The following is a 26,610-nucleotide window of genomic DNA, read 5'->3' as shown; positions in this document are numbered from 1 at the left end:
TCAAACCCATCATTAGATGGGTTTTTTTGTATGTGGTTTATTTACCGACGTAATTACAAGCCTGCGGCGGCACGCAATGCTTCAGCTTTGTCAGTTTTTTCCCATGGGAACTGTGAACGACCAAAGTGGCCGTATGAAGCAGTTTGTTGGTAAATTGGGTGTAATAAGTCAAGCATCTTGATTAAGCCGTAAGGACGTAAGTCAAAGAATTCACGAACTAATTGAATTAATAATGACTCATCAACTTTACCTGTTCCAAAGGTTTCTACCATAATCGATGTCGGTTCTGCCACGCCGATAGCGTAAGAAACTTGAATTTCACAACGGTCTGCGAGGCCCGCGGCGACAATATTTTTTGCCACGTAACGTGCTGCATAGGCTGCTGAACGGTCAACTTTTGATGGGTCTTTACCAGAGAATGCCCCACCGCCATGGCGAGCCATACCGCCGTAGGTATCTACAATGATTTTACGGCCTGTTAAGCCACAGTCACCCATCGGCCCACCGATAACAAAACGACCCGTTGGGTTAATAAAGTACTTGGTATCTTTTGATAACCACTCTGCTGGTAGAACTGGCTTGATGATCTCTTCCATCACCGCTTCATGCAGGTCTTTTTGTTGAATATCTTCAGAATGCTGAGTAGATAAAACAACGGCATCAATACCTACAATTTTGTTATTGTCGTATTGGAATGTTACCTGACTTTTCGCATCTGGGCGTAACCATGGCAACGTGCCATTTTTACGAACATCCGCTTGGCGCTGAACTAAGCGGTGTGCATAAGTAATAGGAGCAGGCATTAATACATCAGTTTCGTTGGTTGCATAACCAAACATTAGGCCTTGGTCACCCGCGCCTTGTTCTGATGGGTCAACACGGTCAACACCTTGGTTGATATCAGGCGACTGTTTACCAATTGCACTTAAAACAGCACATGAATTGGCATCGAAGCCCATTTCGGAACTGGTGTAGCCAATTTCGCGAACAGTTTTGCGCGTGATTTCTTCAATATCAACCCAAGCACTGGTGGTGATTTCTCCCCCGACCATTACCATACCTGTTTTGACGTAGGTTTCGCAGGCAACGCGAGCTTTCGGGTCTTGTTCCAGAATAGCATCAAGTACTGCGTCAGAGATTTGATCAGCAATTTTATCTGGATGCCCTTCTGATACAGACTCAGAAGTAAAGAGATGTGTAGCCATGAGATTAATACCTTAAGAATTCGCAAATTTATAATTGGATGTTTTAACATCTAGACGGCTATTTTAGTCCCATACGGTAAAAATTTCTACCTGTATTTATACAAAAAAGGAATAGAGCCATAAAACAGCAATGGGTAAAGTTTTATCGCAATTTAGTCATTTTGGTTTTGCTTTTTGAGCGCAATAGATGTATAAACTGCGACCGTAACGGATGGTTGTTGTTTCCCGTTATATACCAGCAGAATGATATAAAACTTCTGCTATCTATCAGGAATGTTTATAAACTTTTGAATTTCAATAAAAAATAAGGTGATATAGCTTAAATCAACAGGTCAAACTGCCAAAATAGTGCTACCACATTGAAATTTTAAAGGGGTAAACAGTTATATTGGGGGTTAATGGGTAATGATCCATAATCTACTGAATAACAGTATCCAACCGTCATATGCGGATCGCCGCGTGACTTTGGCATTTACTTTCCTGTCATTCTTTACTTCATCACGAAGTTACCGTCACATCTTTAATACACCTTCGAGGCTGAGTCATTAATCTGTCAGCTTAAGGTCGTATATTGTCACTGTTTAGAAGTTCTAAGCACTTTTTATTAAAATCTGAGTATTGCCGTTTCCCCGACATAACTGCCTTGCAGTGTTATGTCCTCACTGACATGCATCAGGAAGGAGAACGCGTCACTCACCCCTCCATAAAAGGAGTTTATTATGAATGATAATATCGCTCGCAAAATGCGTCAGACGTACAACATCGCGTATTGGGGTGGTGGTTACTATCAGGTGAATGAGCGCGGAAATGTCTGTGTTTGCCCGAATCCTGAGAACCCTGACACCTTTGTTGATTTAGCTGACCTCGTTAATCAGGTTAAAGAAGAGCAGGAGCATTTACGCTTACCTGCATTGTTTTGTTTCCCGCAAATCTTACAGCATCGTTTACGTTCAATAAACGCGGCATTTAGACGCGCACGTGAGTCTTATGGCTATAAAGGCGATTACTTTCTGGTTTATCCCATAAAAGTTAACCAGCAACGCCGAGTCATTGAATCGCTGGTTAATTCTGGCGAGCCGCTCGGCCTTGAAGCGGGTTCAAAAGCTGAATTAATGGCTGTTTTAGCCAACGCAGGTAAAACACAGACTGTTATCGTCTGTAATGGGTATAAAGACCGTGAATATATCCGATTAGCGTTAATTGGGGAAAAATTAGGTCACAAGGTTTATCTTGTTATCGAAAAAATGTCTGAAATTGAGATGGTATTGGCAGAAGCGGAAAGCTTAAATGTCACGCCACGCTTAGGGGTTCGTGCCCGTTTGGCTTCCCAAGGCTCAGGTAAATGGCAGGCAAGTGGCGGTGAAAAATCTAAGTTTGGTTTGGCTGCAACTCAAGTACTGCAATTAGTGGAAATTTTACGCAATGCGAATCGCCTAGACAGCTTACAGTTGCTTCATTTCCATTTAGGCTCTCAGATGGCCAATATTCGCGACATCGCTACGGGTGTCCGTGAATCAGCGCGTTTCTATGTGGAATTACATCGCCTAGGCGTTAACATTCAGTGCTTTGATGTGGGCGGTGGCCTTGGTGTTGACTATGAAGGTACTCGTTCTCAATCCGATTGCTCGGTCAACTATGGTTTAAATGAATACGCTAACAACGTGATTTGGGCAATTGGGGATGCGTGTGAAGAATTCGATTTACCGCACCCAACCGTAATCACAGAGTCTGGCCGAGCTCTTACTGCTCATCATACCGTTTTAGTCTCCAATGTAATTGGTGTTGAGCGTAATGAATTTACCAAAACAACACCACCTCATGAAGATGCACCACGTTCATTGATTTCCTTATGGGAAACGTGGGAGTCAATGCAGCATCAAGGTAATAGCCGTTCATTACGTGAATGGCTGCATGATAGCCAGTTCGACTTACAAGAAGCGCACACTCAGTATGCACACGGCGTACTAGATTTAACGCAACGTGCATGGGCAGAAGAGTTATATCTAAATATTTGCCGCCGTATTCAACAGGATTTAGATCCAAGTAATCGTGCTCATCGTCCGATAATCGACGAACTCCAAGAGCGCATGGCTGATAAATTTTATGTGAATTTTTCCTTATTCCAATCGCTACCAGACTCTTGGGGAATCGACCAAGTGTTCCCAGTATTACCGATTGAAGGGTTAGATAAACCATTAGACCGTCGCGCGGTACTGTTAGATATCACCTGTGACTCAGACGGTATTATTGACCATTATGTGGATGGTGATGGCGTTGAAACCACAATGCCAATGCCTGCATATGACCCAGAAAACCCACCAATGATAGGTTTCTTTATGATTGGGGCATACCAAGAAATTTTAGGTAATATGCATAACCTATTTGGTGATACCGCCGCGATAGATGTCTGGGTTGATAGCCAAGGCAACTTGCGTTACTTGCAAAGTGAAGAGGGCGATTCTGTGGCAGATATGCTGCAATACGTCAAATTAGTACCGGAAGTCCTACTAGAAAGCTTTACAGAGCAAGTAAAAGGCACCGGTTTAAGTGAGCAACTTCAAAAAGACTTTGTGGAAGAGTTCGAGAATGGCCTATATGGGTATACTTATTTAGAAGACGAATAAATGCTCAATGCGCGTTATATTTCGCACCGTCGCGTTGTTGGCTGCATTTGCCAACCCTAGTCACATACTTGTGTATGCTCCTAGGAATTGGCTCATTTTGCCGCCTAGCCACAACATAAACTATTTAGCGCATTAAATGACTCATAGGGCATTAAGATAGTGAACAGATAATAACTTTGTGCAAATAACATGATTTGTTTATTATTTATACTGTGCGAAGTTAATTAGGTAAAACTATTCGAACCAAATATAAAAAGGGCTTGCTAACGGGCTGGCCTATTTGAGGAAGAAAAATGATTAATAGTACTTTAGGCAATCAAGTTGATAATTCACTGGTTTCTAACGCATTTGGTTTCTTACGTTTTCCGCTGAATTTTCAGCCTTACAGCTCAGACGCTGAGTGGGTGATCACGGGTGTGCCCTTCGATATGGCAACCTCAGGCCGTGCAGGTAGCCGTCATGGGCCAGCCGCTATTCGCCAAGTGTCTACTAACCTTGCATGGGAAAGTCACCGTTGGCCGTGGAACTTTAAACTAACCGAACGTTTAAATGTCGTCGATTGTGGTGATGTGGTGTTTGCTTTCGGTGATGCGCAAGACATGAGTGATAAACTGCAAGCACATACTGAAAAACTACTTGAATCAGGTAAACGCTGCTTGACCTTTGGTGGTGACCATTTCGTTACACTACCATTGCTGCGCGCTCATGCAAAACACTTCGGTAAAATGGCCTTGGTTCATTTCGATGCGCACACTGACACCTATGGCAATGGCAGCAAATTTGACCACGGAACCATGTTCTATCATGCACCAAAAGAAGGTCTGATCGACCCAAATCATTCAGTACAAATTGGTATTCGTACCGAACATGACAGCGATAATGGCTTTACTGTATTGGATGCAGGTCAGGTGAATGATCGCAGTGTGGATGATATGGTCGCGCAGATCAAAGAGATTGTCGGTGACCTACCTGTTTACCTGACTTTCGATATAGACTGCCTTGACCCTGCATTTGCACCGGGCACAGGAACCCCTGTTATTGGTGGTTTAACGTCAGATCGTGCATTGAAATTATTGCGTGGAATACAGTCATTAAATATCGTGGGTATGGATTTAGTGGAAGTCGCTCCGGCTTATGACCAATCTGAAATCACGGCATTAGCCGCAGCATCTATCGCATTAGAGATGCTGTATATCCAAGCCGCTAAAAAATAAGTCATTTATTTTCAATTGCATCATTAAGCCACCGATTGGTGGCTTTTTTATGTCCATATTTTATATAAGTGGTTATCAATTATACTAAAAATCAATAAATCGCATTTTTTGTTTATTAAATTGAGAATGATTTTTATTAACAATAATCTTATAATTTACGTCTATATGTATTTTTCTACGGTAAAAAAAACATATTAACCTTGTAAATAGTGAAATATTTTTTATAAATAACAAATATTAGGCTAAAATTAATACTTTGTAACTTATTGTTATTGTTGCTAACTTAATATTAAAGGTGAACTAGTCAATTTGGCTATTATTCAGTAGGAGAAAAGTATGGCGTTAAATAATAAAGTTATCTTAGTTACTGGTGCAGCTCAAGGTATTGGTCGTGGTATCGCATTGCGTTTAGCGAAAGAAGGCGCTGATATCGCACTGGTGGATTTGAAAAAAGACAAGCTCCAAGATGTTGCCAAAGAAATTGAAGCGTTAGGCCGTAAAGTAACAACATTTGCCGCAGATATCAGTCAACGTGACCAAGTTTTTGCTGCGGTGGCTCATGCAGAAGCTGAATTGGGTGGTTTTGATGTAATGATTAATAACGCGGGGATTGCACAAGTTAAGCCAATCGCTGATGTTCGCCAAGAAGATATGGATTTAATCTTCAAAATCAACGTAGATGGAACCATGTGGGGCATTCAAGCTGCTAGTGAAAAATTCCAAGAACGTAAACACAAAGGAAAAATCATCAATGCATCCTCTATTGCAGGACATGATGGTTTTGCAATGTTAGGCGTTTACTCTGCCACAAAATTTGCCGTACGCGCATTAACGCAAGCCGCGGCAAAAGAATACGCCAGTTCAGGTATCACTGTGAATGCTTATTGCCCAGGTATTGTTGGGACAGATATGTGGGTAGAGATTGATGAGCGCTTCTCTGAAATCACAGGTACGCCAAAAGGTGAAACCTATAAAAAATATGTCGAAGGCATCGCATTAGGTCGTGCACAAACGCCAGATGATGTGGCAGGTTTGGTTGCATTTTTAGCGAGCGATGACTCTGACTATATTACTGGCCAATCTATTTTGACTGATGGCGGGATTGTGTATCGTTAATTCATTCATATGAATCTAGGATGCAATAATAGCCGCGATGAATAACTCATCGCGGTTTTTGTTTATGCGGCGTATTTCTGAATATCAACTAAGATATTGTCTGCTTGAGTCCAAAGCAAAGAGCCGCCTTCTTGCGAATGTAAATGGTGGTTGCAGTTTAGTAAGCGACCGGACAAAATTTTACCAAAATCGGGGGAGTGTACGGTGCTCATATCTAATTCGCCATACCATAAGGATGTCGGGCATTGAATATCTTCAGGGGTGAATCCCCAAGGCTGTAAAGAGAGGATTAAATCCTGTACATAACCTTGATTACCTTGTGCAAAAGCGCGTCGAATACACGCAGTATAGGCATCAAGGAATTGTTCTTCATTATAAAGTTGTTGGTCAATATCTGCGCTGCAATTAAGAATAAATGCCAACAGCCACTCACCAGTGACATTCTTTAATAGCCAATCTGACAGGGCTTCAGGGGTGTTAAGAGCTTGTTCTTGCATGTTCACGACATCCATGCGGAGTATCGCGCGAGTTGCAGGGTATTCAAATTGGTCTTGCCCAGACACAATAGACAGTGAAATAGGCTGGCAATAGTGGGCGATAGCCATCGCAAAAACAGCACCTTGAGAAAAACCAACGACAGAAAATCGGGTAATGGATTGCTCATTTAGCAGTGCTTGCACATCCATAGCAAAGCTTTTCAATGATTTTTCAGGGTGAAAAGTGGATTCACCAAGGCCCGCACGTTCAGGAACAATCAAACGAATGTTCAGTTGTTCGAGTAAATCCAAACCAAACCCTAATGAACCACTCATCCCTGCTCCTGTACAAAAAATAACAGGAAAACCTGTTTTAGGGCCTGATTCAAACCAGCAAAATTGGCGGTTATCAGGTAATTTCATCGTGTGTTGATGTGTGTTGGTCAGTGGTGCGTTATACATGGTGAATTCCTAACACAGAGCAGGTACAGATTGGGTGATAAGATAGGTCAGCTAATAATTATTAAAACTGGCATTGTTATAGTTGCAATTTTAAAGTATTAAATAGGTAAAATGCAAAATATTAGCTTAATAAATATCAATTCATTAACAATGAGAAGAGTAAAATGGCATTTTCTGAATCAGAAAAACAGATTTTGTTGGCAGTTAAAGGGGTCGGGCCCACAGTGATTAGCCGTTTAGAACAAATGGGGTTTAGTTCACTCGCACAATTAAGTGAAGCTTCCTACGATGAAATTTTAATTTATGGGGCCGCATTAACTGGCTCAAGTTGCTGGAAAAATAGCCCACAAGCGAAAAAAGCGGTAGAAGGGGCTATTTTAGCAGCTAAACAAGCGGTTAGATTGCCATCTTAATCAGTTTGGTTTCTCGTTTTCCATTTCTTACTACGCAAGATATTGAGAACTTGTACTGCCATGGAAAAGAACATCGCAAAGTAGATATAGCCTTTTGATACATGAACTTGAACACTTTCAAGTAGTAAGGTGAAACCAACAAGAATCAAAAATGATAAGGCTAAGATTTTTACAGAAGGGTAGCGCTCAACAAAGTCGCCAATGGGTTTGGCTGCAAGCATCATAATGAGCACAGCGATGACGACCGCAGCCATCATGATAAATAAGTGGTCTGATAGCCCCACAGCCGTGATCACGGAATCTAAACTGAAGATAATGTCTAACAAAGCAATTTGAACGATAGCCCCCCAAAATGAGCTCACTTTTTTATTTGCTAGGCTATTTTCACCTTCTCCTTCAATCGTATCAAAAATTTCTTGGCTTGCTTTCCAAATAAGGAAGATCCCACCTGCACATAATATGAGATCGCGAGCGGATACCACATGGTCAGCGACAGTAAAAAGTGGGGTGGTAAGGCGTGATAACCACGCAATAGAAGCCAATAATGCAAGACGCATCACCATTGCTGCAATAAGGCCAGTCCGTCTGGCACTATTTTGTTGGTGACTAGGAAGTTTGCTCACCACAATACTGAGGAAAATAATATTATCGATGCCTAGGACAATTTCTAATATGGTTAATGTAGCGAGTGCCATCCAGGCATTGGGATCCAGTATCCACTCAAACATCTTGGTACCTTCTAATTAACGAATTAAACAGTGATAATAATTTATCGTCTGCTTTGGTACAGGCGATGGTTAGCGACTAACTTAAACTAAAATGCCGTGCTAGTAAGGGCGCGGTAAAATCTTTTTTAAGATAAAAACCACGTGGTAGCGTCATAATAGGCTGACCAAACTCACCAATAGCTTCCGTTAGTGCTTTATTGTTTGCGGCCTTAGGGCGAATTTGTAATACCTGCCCATGACGTGCAGTAATACTTTCCACTTTGCCTAACACAATGAGGTCCATTAACTCTTCCCAATCTTGCCGTAGCAACTGTTCTTCAAACGGGGACGGGCTCCAAATTAATGGGTTTGCAACTCTGCGTTGTGAGAGTGGGATTTGCCTTTCCCCTTCAATAGGAAACCATAAAATACGGGACAGCTTGCGGCGAACATGGCTATTTTCCCATGTTAAACCACTGTTTCCTGTTAACGGTGCAACAGAAACAAAAGTGGTTTCAAGTGGAACACCATACCGGTCAATCGGAATGGTTTTTAATTCAATTCCAATATGGGCGAAATCTTGCTCTGCCTTACTTCCCGCATTCGCGCCTAAATAATATTCCAATAGCATACCAACCCAGCCTTTATCGCGCTTGAGATCCGGAGGAATAGGGATAGCTGCGTGTTGGGCGAGCTCACCAAGCGTGTAGCCAGCAAGAGCTTGCGCTCGGCTCATTAAGGTCGCTTCGTTATCAGGTGGTGGTGGTGCAATAAATGGCGTCATGGTTTGAATAGTAATGTATAAAAAGTAGCCAGTGAAAATACATATAACTCAAGAAGTATAACACTTTTTCTTTGGTATTTTTAACTATCTGATATATAGGGGTATAATATCATTTATTCATCCAAGTTATAAATTATTACAGAGGTTATTCAAGTTCATCCCAAGATAATCACAGGATCATGCACTAGGTTATCCACAGGATTTCTGGATAACTGTGAAAAATAGAGATTACTGTGTGTATTTACAGCCTTGACGAAACGGTTTTTATGACGCAAATCACAAAATATGAGTAAGTTAAGCACATATCTTGTGGATAAATACAACGTTGTTTGATCTTTGCTCAGTTAAAGTCCTAAGCATGTTAGTTAAAAAAGTAGTCAGTGGATAAAAGGCTGTTTTGCTATTTATTTGTTTGATTTATCAGTGATTATTCAACTGTGCTTTTTTTTGATAAAAAAGCGACTTGGGGATATACCCTGATTACCATGAGGTTGTTCACATGGATATCCACAGAAAAAGTGAATAACATCCTTATTATTCATTTCATCTGTTTATAACTATCAATATTTTTCTAGGTTATCCTCAGACGGTTTAAACCACGCAGATTTAAAATCAAACCAGCCAAAGGTATTCATTCGTACACCGCGCATGGTTTTTTGGCCTTGCAATTCAAGCCAATGATGAAAAACGGGGTGAAAGATTTGTGAGTCAACTAAGCTTTCACACCAAGCTTCGACATCTAATTGGTTATTACGCCACAGATTAAGTTCATTGCTGAGAGGGTTATTAAGGCATTGTCGTAGCAATGGCATTTCGTACAAGGTTGCAAAGATGGAAAATTCGAGAGGTTTAAAAAAGTTAGCTGTTGCTAACCAAATATCACTTTCTCCATTGCCATTAAACCAATCATCGTAATCAATGATATTGATCTTAAGTTCCACACCTTGCATCTGTAAAACCCGTTTCATAATTTGGCTAATTGCGTAGAACTCATGGTGGTGGCGATAAAAAGTGACAGTAAGCTCAGTTAAATCTTCAGGCTTGGGAAACAAGGTTAGCATTTTACTGTGATGCCAATGGAGTAACAGGCCATAAGCAGGTGCCCAATGGCGCTGATAAAAAGGTTCGCAATGTGCAAGTAGGTTGACAGGGGTTAAAAAGCTACATAACCACTTACGAACATCTTCACGCTGAGCTATCGGTGAACGCTGATCCATTAACAGGAAATAACAGCCTTCTTCCATACGACTTTCGAGCGAGCCATTATGGTGCTTATCACCATCCATTTTTAATGTTGTACAGACCATTTGCTCAGAGAGTTCAGGAACCACCCAAATGGTCACTTCATCGAGTAGCGCACGATAGCCAAAATAGCGGTCGAAAGCCGTAATGGTCAGCTTTTGTGGCAAGTTTTTTTCTACTTGATAAGGGCCAGTGCCGATTGGGCAACGGCTAAAGTTTTCGAGGCTCTCCCACTCTTTCGGTAAAATGGCGGCATGGTGGCTACCTAATAACCAAGGTAGTTGTTTATCAGGCTCACTTAACGTGATATCAATGACATAAGGCTGCGGTGAGCTAACGGATTGAATATGTGAGAATAGCGGCCAACAGGTTTTTAAGCGTAAAAGGGAATAAATAATATCGTCGGTAACCATTTCTCGCCCATGATGGAAATAAATAGCGGGGCGTAAATAAAAACGCCATTGGGTATCGCTGGTGGATTGCCAATGGTGGGCAAGGCCATCTTCTACTTCCCCTTTTTCCTCATTTATATGGGTAAGGCCATTAAATATTTGGCTCATCAAGTGAATTTCTGAGCGGCGCATTGGCGCACCAGGAAGCAATGTCGGGAAATCTCGATAATAAATAATTCGTAATAAATTCTTACCTTGTCGATAGCTGCGTTCCAGTTCAGACAATACCATTTGACGAATGGTTTCCTTATCACCCACTAGGGCGACAAGTTTTTCAATACTTTCTTCTTTGAGTAGTTGTTCAGCCTGTGCCTGCTGTAGCTCCAAGCCATTAACATGAAAAATAAGGGTAGAGCGTTTTCCTCGACCAGACTCTGCCTGCCAACTAAGCCAACCTTGTGACTGCATATTATTAAGCAGAGTACGGACATGACGGCGAGAGCAAAACAGCGTATCAGCGATGTCTTGTAGTGTTGTTTCACTGTCTTGACCCTGAAAATGTTGCCAGAGACGAATGAATTGGGTTTGTAATCGCGAATTAGACATAAAAGAGGAACTCCGGCAAAAAATACATCAATTTTAATTTCCTAAATTCTCACGATAATAGAAGGTAGTAAGTAGCTCGTTTGGTCTGCAGTTGCAGGCCGACTCCCCCATTTAGAGTAATGGTGTATTATCACCGAGCCGGTTTTTACCGGCTTTTTTTTATTTTTTCGTCATATTTCGCGTTATAGCTGTGTTAGCTTCGTTCAGCTACCCTAGTCACATACTTATGTATGCTCCTAGGCGTATCCTCACTTGCCGCCTTGCTATAACGCGAACTATTTAGAAAAAATTGTTCAGTTAAAAGCAAAAATCTTATTTTGTTATTAATTATACAGGAAGAAATTAATGGGGAAGTGACTAAGGAGTGTAAAGCTGGTAAATATTGACAGGTTCCGCATTTATGGGAGTAAAAAATCTGAATGTGGGATACTCTAAATAGTTCATGTGGCGTGTAGCCGAGCGATGCTAACACCCACGCCACGTGAAATATGACGAGTATCTTAGCTCATGAATGCAGGGATTTGCTGCTCAAAATCCTTGATTTGGTCGACATGCTGCAACGTCAAACCAATACTATCCAAACCATTCATCATGCAGTGGCGACGGAAGCTATCAATTTCAAAATGATAGGTTTTATCACCCGCAGTGACTGTTTGAGCTTCTAAGTCTACCGTAAACTGGCAACCTTCATGGTCATTAACATAGTTAAACAGCTCATCTACTTCGGTTTCACTTAATTTAATTGGTAATAATTGGTTGTTAAACGAGTTACCATAAAAAATATCAGCAAAACTTGGGGCGATAACCACTTGAATACCAAAGTCAGTCAATGCCCAAGGTGCGTGCTCACGGGATGAACCGCAACCAAAGTTTTCACGAGCTAATAAAATACTTGCCCCTTTGAAAACTGGCTTATTTAAGACGAAATCAGGGTTAGGTTGTTGCCCGTTCTCATCTAAAAAACGCCAGTCATTAAACAAGTGTTGGCCAAAACCAGTGCGAGTCACTTTTTGCAAAAATTGTTTAGGGATAATGGCATCAGTATCCACATTGGCTGCATCTAAAGGAGCAACAATCCCGACGTGTGTAATAAACTTTTCCATCATTTTCTCCTTAGATTTGAATATCACGTACATCAGCAAAATGGCCATTAATCGCTGCTGCAGCCGCCATTGCTGGGCTAACTAAGTGAGTACGGCCTGCTCGACCTTGGCGACCTTCAAAGTTACGGTTACTGGTTGATGCACAGCGTTCGCCAGGGTTTAAACGGTCGTTATTCATCGCTAAGCACATAGAGCATCCAGGTAAACGCCATTCAAAGCCCGCTTCAATGAAAATTTTATCTAAACCTTCTTGTTCCGCTTGGGCCTTAACAGGGCCAGATCCCGGAACAACAATGGCTTGCACGCCATTGGCAACTTTTTTTCCTTTAGCAATTGCAGCTGCTGCACGTAAATCTTCAATACGCGAATTAGTACATGAACCAATAAATACTTTATCAATTTTTACATCAGATAATTTAATACCGGACTCTAACCCCATGTAAGCTAATGCTTTCTCCGCAGAAGCACGCTCAACAGGGTCTGCAAATGATTCTGGGGCAGGTATCGGTTGGTTAATGGCAATTACTTGCCCCGGGTTAGTTCCCCATGTGACTTGTGGTGCGATGCTACTTGCTTGAATAGTAATGACTTTATCAAATTGTGCATCATCATCAGTTTTTAACGTTTTCCAATACGCAACCGCGTCGTCCCACTGTTGGCCTTTAGGTGCAAATTGGCGACCTTTCATATAGGCAAAGGTGGTTTCATCTGGTGCGATAATCCCCGCTTTCGCACCTAATTCAATAGCCATGTTGCATACCGTCATACGGCCTTCCATGCTCAAGTTTTCGATGGCTTCACCGCAAAACTCAACAATATAGCCAGTACCGCCTGCGCTACCAGTTGTACCGATAATCGCTAAAACGATATCTTTTGCGGTAATGCCAGCAGGAGCTTTGCCGACGACTTCAATTTTCATTGTTTTAGCGCGTGCTTGTTTCAGTGTTTGGGTCGCCATCACGTGCTCAACTTCTGACGTCCCGATACCAAAGGCTAATGAGCCAAATGCACCGTGTGTTGCGGTGTGGGAGTCTCCACATACAATGGTCATACCGGGTAAAGTGATACCTTGCTCAGGCCCCATCACATGGACAATACCTTGGTATGGGTGATTCAAATCATATAAAGTTACGCCAAACTCTTTACAGTTTTTCATTAACTCTTGCATTTGAATACGAGCCATATCGCCACAAGCATTAATATCTTTGGTTTGCGTCGATACGTTGTGATCCATGGTGGCAAATGTTTTACTTGGTTGATGCAATGGGCGTTTTTTAGTTCTCAAACCATCAAATGCTTGAGGTGATGTAACTTCATGTACCAAGTGACGATCGATATAAATCAAAGGGATTTCATTTTCGACCTCACGGACAACGTGGGCATCATACAATTTTTGATATAAAGTCTTGGCCATGTTAAACCCCTTCTGCAATATAACGAGCAATAATATCGCCCATTTCACTGGTACTTATTGACTGACCTGCACCTGCTAAGTCTGATGTTCTATAACCTTCTTCTAAGGCTTTATTGACTGCACGCTCGATGGCATCTGCCGCATCCGTTTGGTCTAAGCTAAATCTTAACAGCATGGAAGCAGATAAAATTTGTGCAATTGGGTTGGCAATATTTTTTCCTGCAATATCTGGTGCAGAGCCGCCCGCAGGTTCATACAAACCAAATCCAGCTTCATTTAAACTCGCAGAAGGTAACATGCCCATAGAACCGGTGATCATCGCACATTCATCAGAAATGATATCGCCGAACAAGTTAGAACATAACACCACATCAAATTGAGATGGGGCTTTGATCATTTGCATTGCTGCGTTATCGATATACATATGGCTGACTTCAACATCTGGATATTCTTGAGCAATTTGATTGACCACTTCACGCCATAATACTGAGCTTTGCAACACGTTTGCTTTGTCGATTGATGTGACTTTGTTATTACGTTTGCGAGCCGATTCAAAAGCAATACGCGCGATACGCTCGATTTCATAGCGGTGATAAACTTCAGTATCAAATGCATATTCTTCTTGGCCTTCACCTTTACGGCCTTTCGGTTGACCGAAGTAAATTCCACCGGTTAATTCACGGACACAAAGAATATCGAAACCTTGAGCTGCGATGTCTGCACGTAATGGGCAAAATGCTTCTAATGCTTGATATAAGCGAGCAGGGCGTAAATTACTGAATAATTTAAAATGCTTACGTAAAGGTAATAATGCACCGCGTTCAGGCTGGCTATCAGGTGGTAAGTGTTCCCATTTAGGCCCACCGACAGAGCCAAATAATACCGCATCAGCTTCCTCACAACCTGTTACTGTAGCCTGCGGTAACGGTTCACCGTGTTTGTCGATTGCCGCGCCGCCAACATCGTATTCAGTGGTGTTAATTGTTATTGCAAAACGTTTGCTGATAGCGGCTAAAACCTTGTGAGCTTGCGCCATCACTTCTGGACCGATGCCATCTCCCGGTAATACGGCAATTTTATAGTTAGACATTGTTAAACTGCTTCCTTTGTGTTTGATTGTGATTCTTGATTTATTTTTTGTTTTTCTTTTTCAACTTGTTCAGAGCGCCAAATGCTATTTAATACATGCACCATGGCTTTCGCTGAAGATTCGACGATATCTGTTGCTAATCCCATCCCGTGGAACTTACGGTTATGGCATTCAACCACGATATCCACTTGGCCTAACGCATTTTCACCATGGCCCTTAGCAGATAACTGGTACGAGACTAATTTCATAGGGAATTGTGTGATGTTGCTGATGGCTTGGTAGATGGCATCAACGGGGCCATTACCGGTCGCCGCTTCAGACTTCACTTCATCGCCACACTGCATTTTGACTGTTGCTGTTGCAACAATACTAGAGCCTGATTGTGTACTGAAATAGTCCATCACGAAGTGGTCAGTTTCATCTTGTTGTTTCGTAAAGAAAGCTAAGGCTTCTAAGTCATAGTCAAAGACTTGACCTTTTTTATCAGCTAAATTCAAAAATGCAGTATACAATTCATCCAATTTGAAGTCTTTACCTTCGTGATACCCCATTTCCTCCATACGGTGTTTAACAGCGGCACGGCCTGAACGTGAGGTTAAATTTAATTGTTGTTCTTTTAAGCCGATAGACTCTGGTGTCATGATTTCGTAGGTTTCACGATTTTTCAACACACCGTCTTGGTGAATACCTGATGAGTGAGCAAATGCGTTACTACCCACAACGGCTTTATTAGCTGGAATTGGTGTATTACATAATTGGCTAACTAATTGGCTGGTACGGTAAATTTCTTTGTGATTAATATTGGTATGCACATTCAACATTTGTTCGCGCAGTTTAATGGCCATAATCACTTCTTCCAATGCCGTGTTGCCGGCGCGTTCGCCTAAGCCATTGATGGTACCTTCAACTTGGCGGGCACCGGCTTGCACAGCACTGATTGAGTTAGCAACTGACATCCCTAAATCATCATGGCAATGCACAGAAATAACAGCTTTATCGATATTTGGCACACGGTTATACAAATCAGTGATAATTCCGCCAAACTGGTAAGGTGTTGTATAACCTACAGTATCTGGAATATTGATTGTTGTTGCACCTGCATTAATAGCCGTTTCTACGATACGACATAAATTATCAGGGTCAGTACGGCCCGCATCTTCACAGGAGAATTCAACGTCATCGGTATAGCGTCTTGCGCGCTTAATGGAATTAATTGCCATATCCATTACGCCATCAAAGGATTTATTTAATTTCTTCTCCATATGTAAATTGGAGGTAGCTAAGAAAATATGGATACGAAAGGCTTCGGCAACCTTTAATGACTCAGCTGCAACATCAATGTCATTTTCAATACAACGCGCTAATGCACAAATTCGGCTGTTTTTGATTTCTCTCGCGATGGTTTGTACGGATTCGAAGTCACCCGGTGAAGAGACTGGGAAACCCGCTTCAATGATATCAACCCCTAAACGCTCTAATGCGAAGGCAATTTGTAATTTTTCTTTGACTGACAAACTTGCCTGTAATGCCTGCTCACCGTCGCGTAAGGTGGTATCGAAGATAATGACTTGGTTGCTCATATTGTGTTCCTCATATCGAATTTTGTTTTTTGCTGAGAGTTATGTTCTTCCAAAGCCGCAGGCATAAAAAAACCCGCGGGTTGCGCGGGTTTTTAATGTTTGTGGACAGTTTGTTTCTATTTTTCGTCCATAAGCATACCGCGCAAATTTAATGCGAGTAGTAGTAGGCTTAGTAGGCGAATAGAAAATGTCATTTTTAACTGTCTCTCTTGAGTATCTTAATCAAACTGTATTTATTGATACGTTATCTTAAAGTTAATGTCAATAATAGATTTTTAGCATATTTTTACCAATCATGAATTATGGCTTCTGGCTGGTGGTTGTTGCTGTTTTTTTTGTGTATCCCTTCTGTTTTGTCTGGATTTTTGCGTTGTTATAAGGGTAAAATTCTTTTGCTATGCTCATTCAAATGCTTTCATGATTAAAGTTATTGATTTTTATGCAATTTTTATTTTTTGATGTAAGGTGAGACTCAAGGTAGGGAATGAATCATCTTCGCCAATACTTTTTAATTAAGTTAATTATCTAATAAATGAGTATTTAAAAAATAATCTGATAATGAGAATATTTATTGATTCTACATACGATTTATTATGATTTCTTGCAAAAATTGCTTTATTATTTTTACGGTGAGTGATTGCAATGCTAATAAGTGGTTATCATTCATTATTTTGATGAATATTTACGTTTTATAATGATATTTATACTGCAAGTTTAATTAATAGGTAAAGTAATATAAACGTCGTTTTAATAAATGCAGGGAAAGCGAAATGACTTATTATCTATAAGTTGTTTTAAGAATAATATTTAATGAATTTATATATTCGTCGGTTTTTTAAGATGAATGACTCTTTTCGTTAATGAAAAATGATAAATATATTAGTGGAGTAAAAAATGACTGATTTTGATACAATTTCAACAGCTAAAAAAGACAGTAGCGATATTCATTTACGTAATGTTGATCTCAACCTATTAACGGTTTTTGACGTGGTTATGCAGATGCAAAACGTAACAAAAGCAGCGCAAGTTCTAGGGATGTCTCAACCTGCGGTGAGTAACGCAGTTTCACGTTTAAAATCAATGTTTAATGATGAGTTGTTTGTCCGGTATGGGCGTGGTATTCAGCCGACATCTCGTGCTAAGCAACTGTTCGGGCCTATTAGGCAAGCATTACAATTAGTTCATAATGAATTACCTAGTGCAGGTTTCAATCCACAAACTAGTGATCGAGTATTTAATTTATCTATTTGTTCACCGTTAGATATTCGTCTAGCTGCTATTATTGTCGAAAAATTTAAGGTAGTTTCGCCTAATATTAATATAGTCATTCATTCTTTTATGGATAATAAAATTGCTCATCAATTAAAATACCAAGAAATGGATTTTTTCCTTGGCTATAATCAATTAGAAAAGACAGAATTTCAACATCAGGTTTTATTTGATGATGAATTGGTATTAGTGGTGGCTAGTCATCACCCACGTATTGGTAATTCAATTTCTGAAATTGAATTAAATAATGAACGTCATGCTATTATGTCAATGGATAACATGGGATCATTTAGTAAACCTTATTATAATAATACAGAGTTATCGCATACGATTAGCTATCAAGGTACTGACTTAAATAGTGTCCTGAGTCTTGTTGCTCAAACTGATCTCGTCGCTATTGTGCCAAAATGGCTAGTGAGTCATTACTTTGGACAACTAAAATTACGGACATTAACGTTGCCTTGGCTTCGAGATACACTGCCTTGCTATTTAACTTGGCATGAATCAACGGTTAGGGATAAAGGCCATCAATGGATGAAATCTCAATTTAATCAGTTGATTGAGGAACTCTCTGAACAGGCTGTTGCTGCATAGTACTCCTATTTAAAAATTGTTAGAGGTTGTTGGCGAGCTCAGACATTGTGAGCAATAAATAACGCATATTGTTAAGGGGCAATAACAAATGAAATTGCCCCTTAAAGCCAATAACCTCTATATTTCTATAGACGTGCTTATAACAAAGATAGATACGCCAACAAGGTAATTAACTCATTATCGTGAGCGTTATGATGAGTTTTGTAGCAGACATAACATTTGCACAAAATTTACATATAAATGCTTTTCACGCATCTCTTTAGTCGATACACTGCGAATATTCAGCTAACACTTGTAAGCTGAAATAATAAGAATAGTTAAGTGCTTGTGAATCTACCGAGTAACTTATATCGATAATGACCTATAGGGAATACACTTTGATTACTGAAAATCTATATCCATACCACTTGGTTAATCGCTTACGTAGCAGGGTTACTGCGCACGAATCGGCGAACCGGATAGCTTTCAGTCAATGGGATAACGGGCAACAGAGCTCATTAACTTGGGGCGAGGTAGGCGATCACACATCAGCGATTTCTCGTCGTCTCTTAGCATTAAACGTTATCACACAAGAAAATATTGGGTTATTTGCCCATAACAGCATGAATTGGTCATTGGTTGACTTTGCCGCGTTACAAATTAGGGCTGTCACAGTGCCACTTTATGCAACTAGCAGTGTTGAGCAAGCGGCGTATATTATTAATGATGCCAATATTAAAGTGTTGTTTGTTGGGGACGATATGCAATATCAAGTTGCATGCCAATTGCCAGCTCTTTGTCCTCAATTAACGACGATTATCGTGATGAACGACAATGTTGAGTTGGCTGATATTTCAATCGACACCCTGCATTTATCCACATTTATGGCGCAAGCACAAACCGCATACCAAACGGAACTTGATGAGCGCATCGCTGCACATAATCTCGGTGATTTATTTACCATCATTTATACATCAGGCACTACTGGGGAGCCCAAAGGCGTTATGTTGGATTACTACAACATGGCTGCCCAACTGTATCTCCATGACGAACGATTACAACTAACTGCTGATGATGTTTCTTTAAGTTTTTTACCACTTTCACATGTTTTTGAACGTGCGTGGAGCTTTTACGTTATGCACGTTGGGGCGTTAAACGTTTATTTAACAGACACCAATCAAGTTCGAGAAGCATTAACGGAAGTAAAACCGACTGTGATGTGTGCGGTTCCCCGTTTTTATGAAAAAGTTTATTCAGCAATACACAGTAAAGTGGCCAAAGCACCTCTCATCCGTAGGGCGCTATTTCGCTGTGCAATATCTCTTGGCAAGCGCCGTGTGAAAGCCTTAGCAAAAGGCCACAAACCCTCTTTAGTTAACCGCGCTATTTTTCCGATGGTTGATAAACTGGTTCTCAGTAGAATTCGCGAAGGGTTAGGCGGTCGAATTCGTTTCATGCCAGCAGCTGGCGCCCGTCTTGATGACGATGTGATTGCATTTTTCCTTTCAGCAGGGGTAAATATTAAATATGGCTATGGTATGTCAGAAACCTGTGCCACGGTATCTTGCTGGGAAGAAGGTAAATACCCATTAGGTTCGATAGGTACACCACTATCTTCTGTTTCAGTGCGTATTGGTAAAGACGATGAAATACAAGTAAAAGGGCCAGTGGTCATGAAAGGCTATTTCAATCGACCAATTGAAACCTTGGATACGTTTACAGCAGATGGCTGGCTAAAAACGGGTGATGCAGGAAAGATTGACGAACAAGGCAATTTATATATTACGGATAGGCTAAAAGATTTAATGAAAACGTCTAACGGAAAATATATTGCACCACAGATGATTGAAGGGGTATTAGGGCAAGACAAGTTTATTGAACACATTGCAGTTATTGCGGATGCACGCAAGTTTGTTTCAGCGCTGATCGTGCCTTGTTATGACAGCTTAGAAGAATATGCCCATTCAATAAACCTGAAATATCGAGATCGTTTAGAACTCTTAAAAGACTCAAATATTGTGGCCTTATTTGAGAGCCGTTTAAAAGATTTGCAAAAAAATATCGATAATTTCCACCAAGTTAAGCGTTTTATATTACTACCTACCACATTTTCAATGGAAAAAGGTGAATTAACGCCGACGTTGAAACTGCGCCGTAAAATTATTTCTGAGCGCTATCAATTAGAAATTGAATCGATGTACAAAGAATAATTTACCATCTAATTATCTGACTTACCTGTATTATGGGTAGGTCAGGTCTTGTTTTTGTTCTATTCATATTTATTTATTCAGATTATCACTTAATATTAAAATCAGAATGGTTCCAACTAATTAAAGTTGCACTGTTTTTCCATTCATAGCAGTCATTCTTTCTCCCATTATTTTTATACGCAGTCAATTTATCTATCAAATACCCATGTTCAAGATGATGTGAAAGTTTCGTGATCCTTGCACTGAAATGGTGTTTGCTTCGTTTCAGCCAGAGCGATATGTTAATAGCACGAATTTCACAATTTTAATGATAAAAATAAAGAGGTAGTTCATACCTCTTCACTTGCAAATAATGTCTGGGGGCAAACTCATGGAGATGTTGTCGGGAGCGGAAATGGTCGTCAAGTCGTTGATTGACCAAGGAGTAAAGCACGTGTTTGGTTATCCAGGCGGTGCGGTATTAGATATTTATGATGCACTTCATACAGTTGGTGGGGTAGAACATATTTTAGTGCGCCATGAACAAGCCGCCGTTCATATGGCAGATGGTTATGCACGCTCAACAGGGGATGTTGGGGTTGTTTTAGTGACATCTGGTCCTGGGGCAACAAATGCGATTACCGGTATTGCGACAGCTTATATGGACTCCGTACCAATGGTGGTGTTATCAGGGCAGGTTGCAAGCTCGCTAATTGGTAACGATGCGTTTCAAGAATGCGATATGGTTGGAATTTCAAGGCCAATAGTCAAGCACAGTTTTTTAATTAAAAGCGCAGAAGAAATTCCTGAAACCATCAAGAAAGCGTTTTATATTGCAGCAAGTGGCCGTCCAGGGCCTGTGGTGATTGATTTTCCTAAGGACACCGTTAACCCAGCTTTGAAGTTTGCTTACCGTTATCCAGAGAACGTTTCTTTGCGGTCTTATAACCCTACATTACAAGGACACAAAGGCCAAATCAAAAAAGCATTAACTAAATTGGTTTCAGCCAAAAAACCAGTTTTCTATATTGGCGGAGGGGCGATTAACGCGAATTGCTCTGCTGAACTTATAGAGTTGGCAGAAAAACTGCAATTACCGGTGGTATCAACCTTAATGGGATTAGGGGCTTTCCCAGAAACGCACAAGCAATCCGTGGGAATGCTTGGGATGCATGGAACCTATGAAGCCAACAAGGTGATGCATAACTCGGATGTGATTTTTGCCGTTGGTGTTCGTTTTGATGATAGAACAACGAACAATTTAGAAAAATATTGCCCAAATGCGACCGTCATTCAAATTGATGTTGACCCAACGTCTATCTCAAAAACGGTCAATGCCGATATCCCAATTGTTGGCGATGCAAAACTCACATTAAAACAAATGTTAGGTCAGTTAGACCAAGCTTCAGCCAAACAAGACAACCAAGCACTCACTGCGTGGTGGAAAGAAATTGAGCAATGGCGCAGCAAACAGTGTTTACGTTACGAAACAAGCCAAACAAAAGTTAAACCACAGCAAGCCATTGAAATGATTTATCGTTTAACGAAAGGTGAAGCGTATGTAACGTCTGACGTTGGGCAGCACCAAATGTTCGCCGCATTGTATTATCCCTTTGATAAACCTCGCCATTGGATAAACTCAGGAGGACTCGGCACGATGGGCTTTGGTTTACCTGCTGCTCTAGGGGTGAAATTAGCGCATCCAAAATCGACCGTTGTCTGTGTGACAGGGGATGGTAGCATCCAGATGAACATTCAAGAGCTTTCAACCGCTCTGCAATATGGCTTACCGGTTTTAGTGCTCAACTTAAATAATGGTTTTTTAGGCATGGTAAAACAGTGGCAGGATATGATTTATCAAGGCCGTCACTCACAATCTTACATGCAATCATTGCCTGATTTCATCAAGTTAGCACAAGCGTATGGCCACGTTGGTATTTCGATAGCAACACCTGATGAGCTAGAAGAAAAACTAAAACAAGCCCTTGTTGAAGTGAATGAAAATCAGCGATTAGTTTTCGTTGACGTCAATATTGATGAAACTGAGCACGTTTATCCAATGCAGATCCGTGGTGGTGCAATGGATGAAATGTGGTTGAGCAAAACAGAGAGGACCTGATCATGCGTCGTATTTTATCCGTTTTATTAGAAAATGAATCAGGTGCTTTGTCCCGTGTCATAGGTCTGTTCTCTCAACGTGGTTATAATATTGAAAGTTTGACCGTTGCACCAACAGATGACCCAACCCTGTCACGTATGACTATCCAAACTAAAGGGGATGCAAAGGTTCTGGAGCAAATTGAGAAACAATTGCATAAACTAGTTGATGTGTTGCGCGTCAGTGAGCTGACGGCGTCAGCACATATCGAACGTGAAATCATGTTAGTGAAGCTACAAGCCTCTGGATATGGGCGTGATGAAGTGAAGCGCTGTGCAGATATTTTCCGTGGACAAATTGTTGATGTCACCCCAACGCTTTATACCGTTCAGCTAGCGGGGACAAGCGAAAAACTGGACGCTTTCATCGAATCAGTGCGTGGTGTTGCTGAAATTGTTGAAGTTGTACGCTCAGGGATCGTCGGTGTTTCGCGCGGTGATAAAATTATGCGATGAAAAATTTATCTTCCGAAGGTAGAATAATCGCGTTTAAGGCCCCGAATGACTCGGGGCTATTCCCAAAATTGTAAAGAGGTTAACGTGAAACTGGATGAGATAGCCCGTCTAGCGGGTGTTTCCCGCACAACGGCTAGTTATGTGATCAACGGCAAGGCCAAGCAGTATCGAGTCAGCGATAAAACTGTAGAAAAAGTGATGGCAGTCGTCAGAGAGCACAATTACCATCCAAATGCAGTTGCTGCGGGGCTACGAGCAGGGCGTACCCGTTCTATAGGGTTAGTGATCCCTGACTTGGAAAATACGAGCTATACCCGTATAGCAAATTACCTTGAAAGGCAGGCGCGTCAGCGTGGTTATCAATTGTTGATAGCATGCTCAGAAGACCAACCCGACAATGAAATTCGTTGTGTTGAACACCTTTTACAACGACAAGTTGATGCCATAATTGTTTCGACAGCATTACCGCCAGAACACCCGTTCTATCAGCGTTGGGCGAATCGTTCTTTACCGATTATCGCACTGGATAGAGCCCTTGAAAAAGAACACTTTATTAGTGTTGTTGGTGATGACCAAGAAGATGCTTTCATGATTTCAGCAGAATTACGCAAATTTAAAGCTGAATCGGTATTGTATTTGGGGGCGTTACCTGAGTTATCAGTCAGTTACCTGCGCGAGCAAGGTTTCCGTAAAGCATGGCATGAAGACCCGCGCAAGATTGATTACCTGTATGCAAATAGCTATGAACGCGATTCAGCCGCAGAGGTTTTTGCTCATTGGCTTGATAGTGGCAACAAGATGCCAGACGCACTATTTACAACATCATTCTCCTTACTACAAGGCGTGCTAGATGTCGCATTGAAGCGCAGTGGTCGTTTACCTGAGCATATGGTTATTGCCACATTTGGTGATAATGAATTATTAGACTTCCTTGAATGCCCAGTGCTTTCTTTGGCACAGCGCCATAGAGACATCGCTGAACGCATCTTAGAATTGGTGCTTGCCAGCCTTGATGAAAAGCAAAAACCAGAACCTGGTATTACACGTATTCGTCGTGATTTATGTCACCGTGGAAGTTTAGGTCGTAAGCAGTAATAAAATAGACTTAACTTTAATCGAACAGTGAATATTTACACGATAATGAGTGATGTTGGTCACAATAATGAGTAATATAACGGCCCCTATCTTGTAGGGGCTTTTTTTTTATAGGCAAAAATTAGGTAAATATTTAACTTTAGGATTTATCTTAATTGGTTTGTTGCGGATTTTAAAATGAAAGCTAAATCGGATAAATAAATTAATATAAATTTATTACGGTTGTATTACTGATTTGTGCGATAAATATTTTGAATTAAATTACTGTTTATTAAAACAGTTATTTATTCTATTGATATGTAATGATTTTATTTTATTGGCAGCACGTTTTGGGCCTATTTAAAAATTAATGACTATTTGAGGACTCAACAGAAGTAAATAACCGGTACAAGATACACTGATTAAAAATGAGACATAAGTTGAATTTCCATTAATTTGTATGATTTTGCAGCAAACTATTATGTTAGCGCTTATTTAGGTGATACTTAATAAAATATGTTAATCATATCAACTTGTTATTTCCCATTTTATTTCCAAGTTAGATTTTACCTCCCCTTATTTTTTCTGAATTGTTCTGTAAATAAAGCTAAAGCCGGATGTTACTGGCTTGACAACGTTTTCATACCATTCGTAAACTTTATATGTGGTGAATTGTGGGGTAAAGTGGGTGGGTAGAAAATAAAAGGGGTTTAATCGGGTATGTTTCGTGGGGCAACACTGGTTAATCTCGACAGCAAAGGGCGTCTAACCGTGCCAACTCGTTATCGAGGAATGCTGAACGAGGAATCGAAAGGGCAAATGGTTTGTACCATTGACCTTCACCAGCCATGCCTGTTGCTTTATACCTTACCTGAATGGGAGATTATCGAGGAAAAACTTTCTCGGCTATCGACGATGAACCCAGCAGAACGACGCGTGCAACGGCTGTTATTAGGTCATGCAAGTGAATGCCAAATGGACAACGCGGGGCGTCTTTTGTTAGCCAGTACATTGCGTCAACACGCAGGGCTAACCAAAGAGGTCATGTTGGTTGGCCAGATTAATAAATTTGAACTTTGGGATGAACAGACTTGGTATCAGCAAGTGGAAGACGATATTGCCGCTGAGCGCCTTACCAATGAACCACTTTCAGCCCGCTTACAGGATTTGTCACTTTAATAATGACGCAACAGCAATTTAAACACGTAACAGTATTACTGGATGAAGCCGTGAACGGCTTAAACATTAAACCTAACGGTATCTATATCGATGGCACCTTTGGTCGTGGTGGCCATTCAAGGTTGATATTAAGCCAGCTTGGCGCACGAGGAAGGTTAATCGCCATTGACCGTGATCCAGAAGCCATAAAAGCGGCACAGGCTATCGATGACCCGCGTTTTATGATTAAGCATGGCCCATTTTCTGCGATTGCAGAGTATGTGGAAGAAGAAGGGTTAACAGGGGAAATTGATGGCGTATTACTTGACTTAGGGGTTTCTTCACCGCAGTTAGATGACCCAGAGCGTGGTTTTTCCTTTATGCGTGACGGGCCGTTAGATATGCGAATGGACCCAACCAAAGGGCAATCCGCACAGCAATGGTTGATGGACGCAGAAGCGGATGACATTGCTTGGGTATTGAAAACCTTTGGAGAAGAGCGTTTTGCGAAACGAATTGCGAGAGCGATTGTTGAACGTAACCATAACCCAGAGGAAGAGCCATTAACACGTACACGGCATCTTGCAGAGTTAATTGCCAAAGTCAGTCCGATGAAAGACCGACATAAACACCCTGCAACACGTAGCTTCCAAGCGATTCGTATTTATATTAATAGCGAATTGGAAGAGATTGAAAAAGCGTTAGAAGGCGCTATGAACGTTTTAGCACCACAAGGGCGCTTATCGGTTATCAGCTTCCATTCTTTGGAAGATAGATTAGTAAAACGGTTTATTCGCAAAAATAGTAAAGGACCATCAGTGCCAGCCGGTATTCCACTGACTGAAGCGCAGATTAAAGAGTTAGGTGCAGCGCAGTTACGTGACCTAGGTAAGATGAAACCTTCGGAAAACGAAATTGACGAAAATCCTCGCGCACGGAGTTCTGTGTTGCGGTTTGCTGAAAAGGCGGCGGAATAATGGTTCCAGAAAGGCACAGCCTAGCTCGCGTCATTGGGCGTGATTTATTTCGTTATGGCATCGTTCCTTTGATTTTATTGGCTGCAATTATAATCAGTGCCGTTTTTGTTGTGACTACCGCACATGAAACGCGTTTGTTAACGGCAGCTAAAGATAAATTGTATGAAGAAAAAGACTTATTAGATATCGAATGGCGCAATTTGATCCTTGAAGAAAACGCCCTTGCGAGCCATAGCCGAATAGAACGTTTGTCGGTTGAAAAATTACAGATGGTACAAGTTGAACCATCACAAGAAAAAATTATTGTTTCTAAGCAATAAAAAGGTTCC

Annotated in this window: 21 protein-coding genes; 12 read left to right on the top strand and 9 right to left on the bottom strand. The window is 41.0% G+C overall.

The features are described 5' to 3' along the window. Positions 1-53: 53 nt before the first annotated feature. The gene (metK, locus tag PR767_RS05430) at positions 54-1,205 is read right to left on the bottom strand and encodes a methionine adenosyltransferase (RefSeq protein WP_004262078.1); all 1,152 of its coding nucleotides are present in this window, start codon (positions 1,203-1,205) and stop codon (positions 54-56) included. A gap of 719 nt (positions 1,206-1,924) precedes the next feature. On the opposite strand from metK, the gene speA reads away from it, so the two are divergent. From speA to PR767_RS05415, 3 genes are all read left to right on the top strand, one after another. Continuing rightward, positions 1,925-3,829, top strand: a complete 1,905-nt coding sequence (speA, locus tag PR767_RS05425) for a biosynthetic arginine decarboxylase (RefSeq protein WP_004262076.1) — start codon at positions 1,925-1,927, stop codon at positions 3,827-3,829. A 293-nt stretch (positions 3,830-4,122) separates the two neighbouring features. After that, positions 4,123-5,043 carry an agmatinase gene (speB, locus tag PR767_RS05420; protein ID WP_109912701.1) on the top strand — a complete coding sequence of 307 codons (921 nt, stop codon included), beginning with the start codon at positions 4,123-4,125 and terminating at the stop codon, positions 5,041-5,043. Positions 5,044-5,379: 336 nt separating this feature from the next. Further along, entirely contained in the window at positions 5,380-6,159 is a 780-nt protein-coding gene (locus PR767_RS05415; protein WP_004913238.1) for an acetoin reductase, read from the top strand. A 62-nt stretch (positions 6,160-6,221) separates the two neighbouring features. Here the strand turns inward: PR767_RS05415 and PR767_RS05410 are convergent, their stop codons facing one another. Further along, positions 6,222-7,097, bottom strand: coding sequence for an alpha/beta fold hydrolase (locus PR767_RS05410; RefSeq protein ID WP_272519986.1), 876 nt, complete (start codon positions 7,095-7,097; stop codon positions 6,222-6,224). 164 nt (positions 7,098-7,261) lie between these two features. Here PR767_RS05410 and PR767_RS05405 point away from each other — a divergent pair, with 164 nt between their 5' ends. Next, positions 7,262-7,510: a helix-hairpin-helix domain-containing protein gene (locus PR767_RS05405; RefSeq protein WP_110732106.1), complete on the top strand. Its 249-nt coding sequence runs from the start codon at positions 7,262-7,264 to the stop codon at positions 7,508-7,510. Here PR767_RS05405 and PR767_RS05400 read toward each other — a convergent pair. The 7 genes from PR767_RS05400 to leuA all read right to left on the bottom strand — a co-directional run bounded on the left by PR767_RS05400 (position 7,507) and on the right by leuA (position 16,428). After that, positions 7,507-8,238, bottom strand: coding sequence for a TerC family protein (locus tag PR767_RS05400; protein ID WP_004913230.1), 732 nt, complete (start codon positions 8,236-8,238; stop codon positions 7,507-7,509). The genes PR767_RS05405 and PR767_RS05400 overlap by 4 nt on opposite strands. 76 nt (positions 8,239-8,314) lie before the next feature. Then, positions 8,315-9,001: a DNA mismatch repair endonuclease MutH gene (mutH, locus tag PR767_RS05395; protein WP_272519985.1), complete on the bottom strand. Its 687-nt coding sequence runs from the start codon at positions 8,999-9,001 to the stop codon at positions 8,315-8,317. Positions 9,002-9,561: 560 nt separating this feature from the next. Continuing rightward, positions 9,562-11,241 carry an HTH-type transcriptional regulator SgrR gene (gene sgrR, locus PR767_RS05390; RefSeq protein WP_004913225.1) on the bottom strand — a complete coding sequence of 560 codons (1,680 nt, stop codon included), beginning with the start codon at positions 11,239-11,241 and terminating at the stop codon, positions 9,562-9,564. A 500-nt stretch (positions 11,242-11,741) separates the two neighbouring features. Next, positions 11,742-12,347 (bottom strand): 3-isopropylmalate dehydratase small subunit, encoded by a 606-nt coding sequence (leuD, locus tag PR767_RS05385; protein ID WP_109912697.1) that lies wholly within the window; start codon positions 12,345-12,347, stop codon positions 11,742-11,744. 7 nt (positions 12,348-12,354) lie between these two features. Continuing rightward, on the bottom strand, positions 12,355-13,758 hold the full coding sequence (leuC, locus tag PR767_RS05380) for a 3-isopropylmalate dehydratase large subunit (RefSeq protein WP_004913219.1): 1,404 nt from the start codon (positions 13,756-13,758) through the stop codon (positions 12,355-12,357). 1 nt (position 13,759) lies between these two features. Beyond that, the gene (gene leuB / locus PR767_RS05375) at positions 13,760-14,848 is read right to left on the bottom strand and encodes a 3-isopropylmalate dehydrogenase (protein WP_004913217.1); all 1,089 of its coding nucleotides are present in this window, start codon (positions 14,846-14,848) and stop codon (positions 13,760-13,762) included. 2 nt (positions 14,849-14,850) lie between these two features. Then, the gene (gene leuA / locus PR767_RS05370) at positions 14,851-16,428 is read right to left on the bottom strand and encodes a 2-isopropylmalate synthase (protein ID WP_004262054.1); all 1,578 of its coding nucleotides are present in this window, start codon (positions 16,426-16,428) and stop codon (positions 14,851-14,853) included. Between the two features lie 894 nt (positions 16,429-17,322). Here leuA and leuO point away from each other — a divergent pair. From leuO to ftsL, 8 genes are all read left to right on the top strand, one after another. Beyond that, complete coding sequence (leuO, locus tag PR767_RS05365; protein ID WP_004913213.1) at positions 17,323-18,291, top strand: transcriptional regulator LeuO; 969 nt, start codon at positions 17,323-17,325, stop codon at positions 18,289-18,291. A gap of 356 nt (positions 18,292-18,647) precedes the next feature. Further along, complete coding sequence (locus PR767_RS05360; protein ID WP_196719844.1) at positions 18,648-20,480, top strand: AMP-dependent synthetase/ligase; 1,833 nt, start codon at positions 18,648-18,650, stop codon at positions 20,478-20,480. A 370-nt stretch (positions 20,481-20,850) separates the two neighbouring features. Beyond that, positions 20,851-22,578, top strand: coding sequence for an acetolactate synthase 3 large subunit (gene ilvI / locus PR767_RS05355; protein WP_004913206.1), 1,728 nt, complete (start codon positions 20,851-20,853; stop codon positions 22,576-22,578). A gap of 2 nt (positions 22,579-22,580) precedes the next feature. Then, positions 22,581-23,072 carry an acetolactate synthase small subunit gene (ilvN, locus tag PR767_RS05350; protein ID WP_004262045.1) on the top strand — a complete coding sequence of 164 codons (492 nt, stop codon included), beginning with the start codon at positions 22,581-22,583 and terminating at the stop codon, positions 23,070-23,072. Positions 23,073-23,156: 84 nt separating this feature from the next. Beyond that, positions 23,157-24,167: a catabolite repressor/activator gene (gene cra / locus PR767_RS05345; RefSeq protein ID WP_272519983.1), complete on the top strand. Its 1,011-nt coding sequence runs from the start codon at positions 23,157-23,159 to the stop codon at positions 24,165-24,167. Positions 24,168-24,866: 699 nt separating this feature from the next. Continuing rightward, positions 24,867-25,325: a division/cell wall cluster transcriptional repressor MraZ gene (gene mraZ, locus PR767_RS05340; RefSeq protein ID WP_004262043.1), complete on the top strand. Its 459-nt coding sequence runs from the start codon at positions 24,867-24,869 to the stop codon at positions 25,323-25,325. Positions 25,326-25,327: 2 nt separating this feature from the next. Next, positions 25,328-26,281, top strand: coding sequence for a 16S rRNA (cytosine(1402)-N(4))-methyltransferase RsmH (rsmH, locus tag PR767_RS05335; protein ID WP_272519982.1), 954 nt, complete (start codon positions 25,328-25,330; stop codon positions 26,279-26,281). Continuing rightward, on the top strand, positions 26,281-26,601 hold the full coding sequence (gene ftsL / locus PR767_RS05330; RefSeq protein ID WP_004913196.1) for a cell division protein FtsL: 321 nt from the start codon (positions 26,281-26,283) through the stop codon (positions 26,599-26,601). The genes rsmH and ftsL overlap by 1 nt, the downstream gene beginning before the upstream one ends. The last annotated feature ends 9 nt before the right edge of the window (positions 26,602-26,610 follow it).

Source organism: Providencia sp. PROV223 (assembly GCF_028479245.1).
In the GTDB taxonomy this organism is placed as follows: Bacteria; Pseudomonadota; Gammaproteobacteria; order Enterobacterales; family Enterobacteriaceae; genus Providencia; species Providencia rettgeri.
The sequence above is the reverse complement of the archived record's forward strand: the minus strand, read 5'-3'. Positions and strand labels throughout refer to the sequence as shown.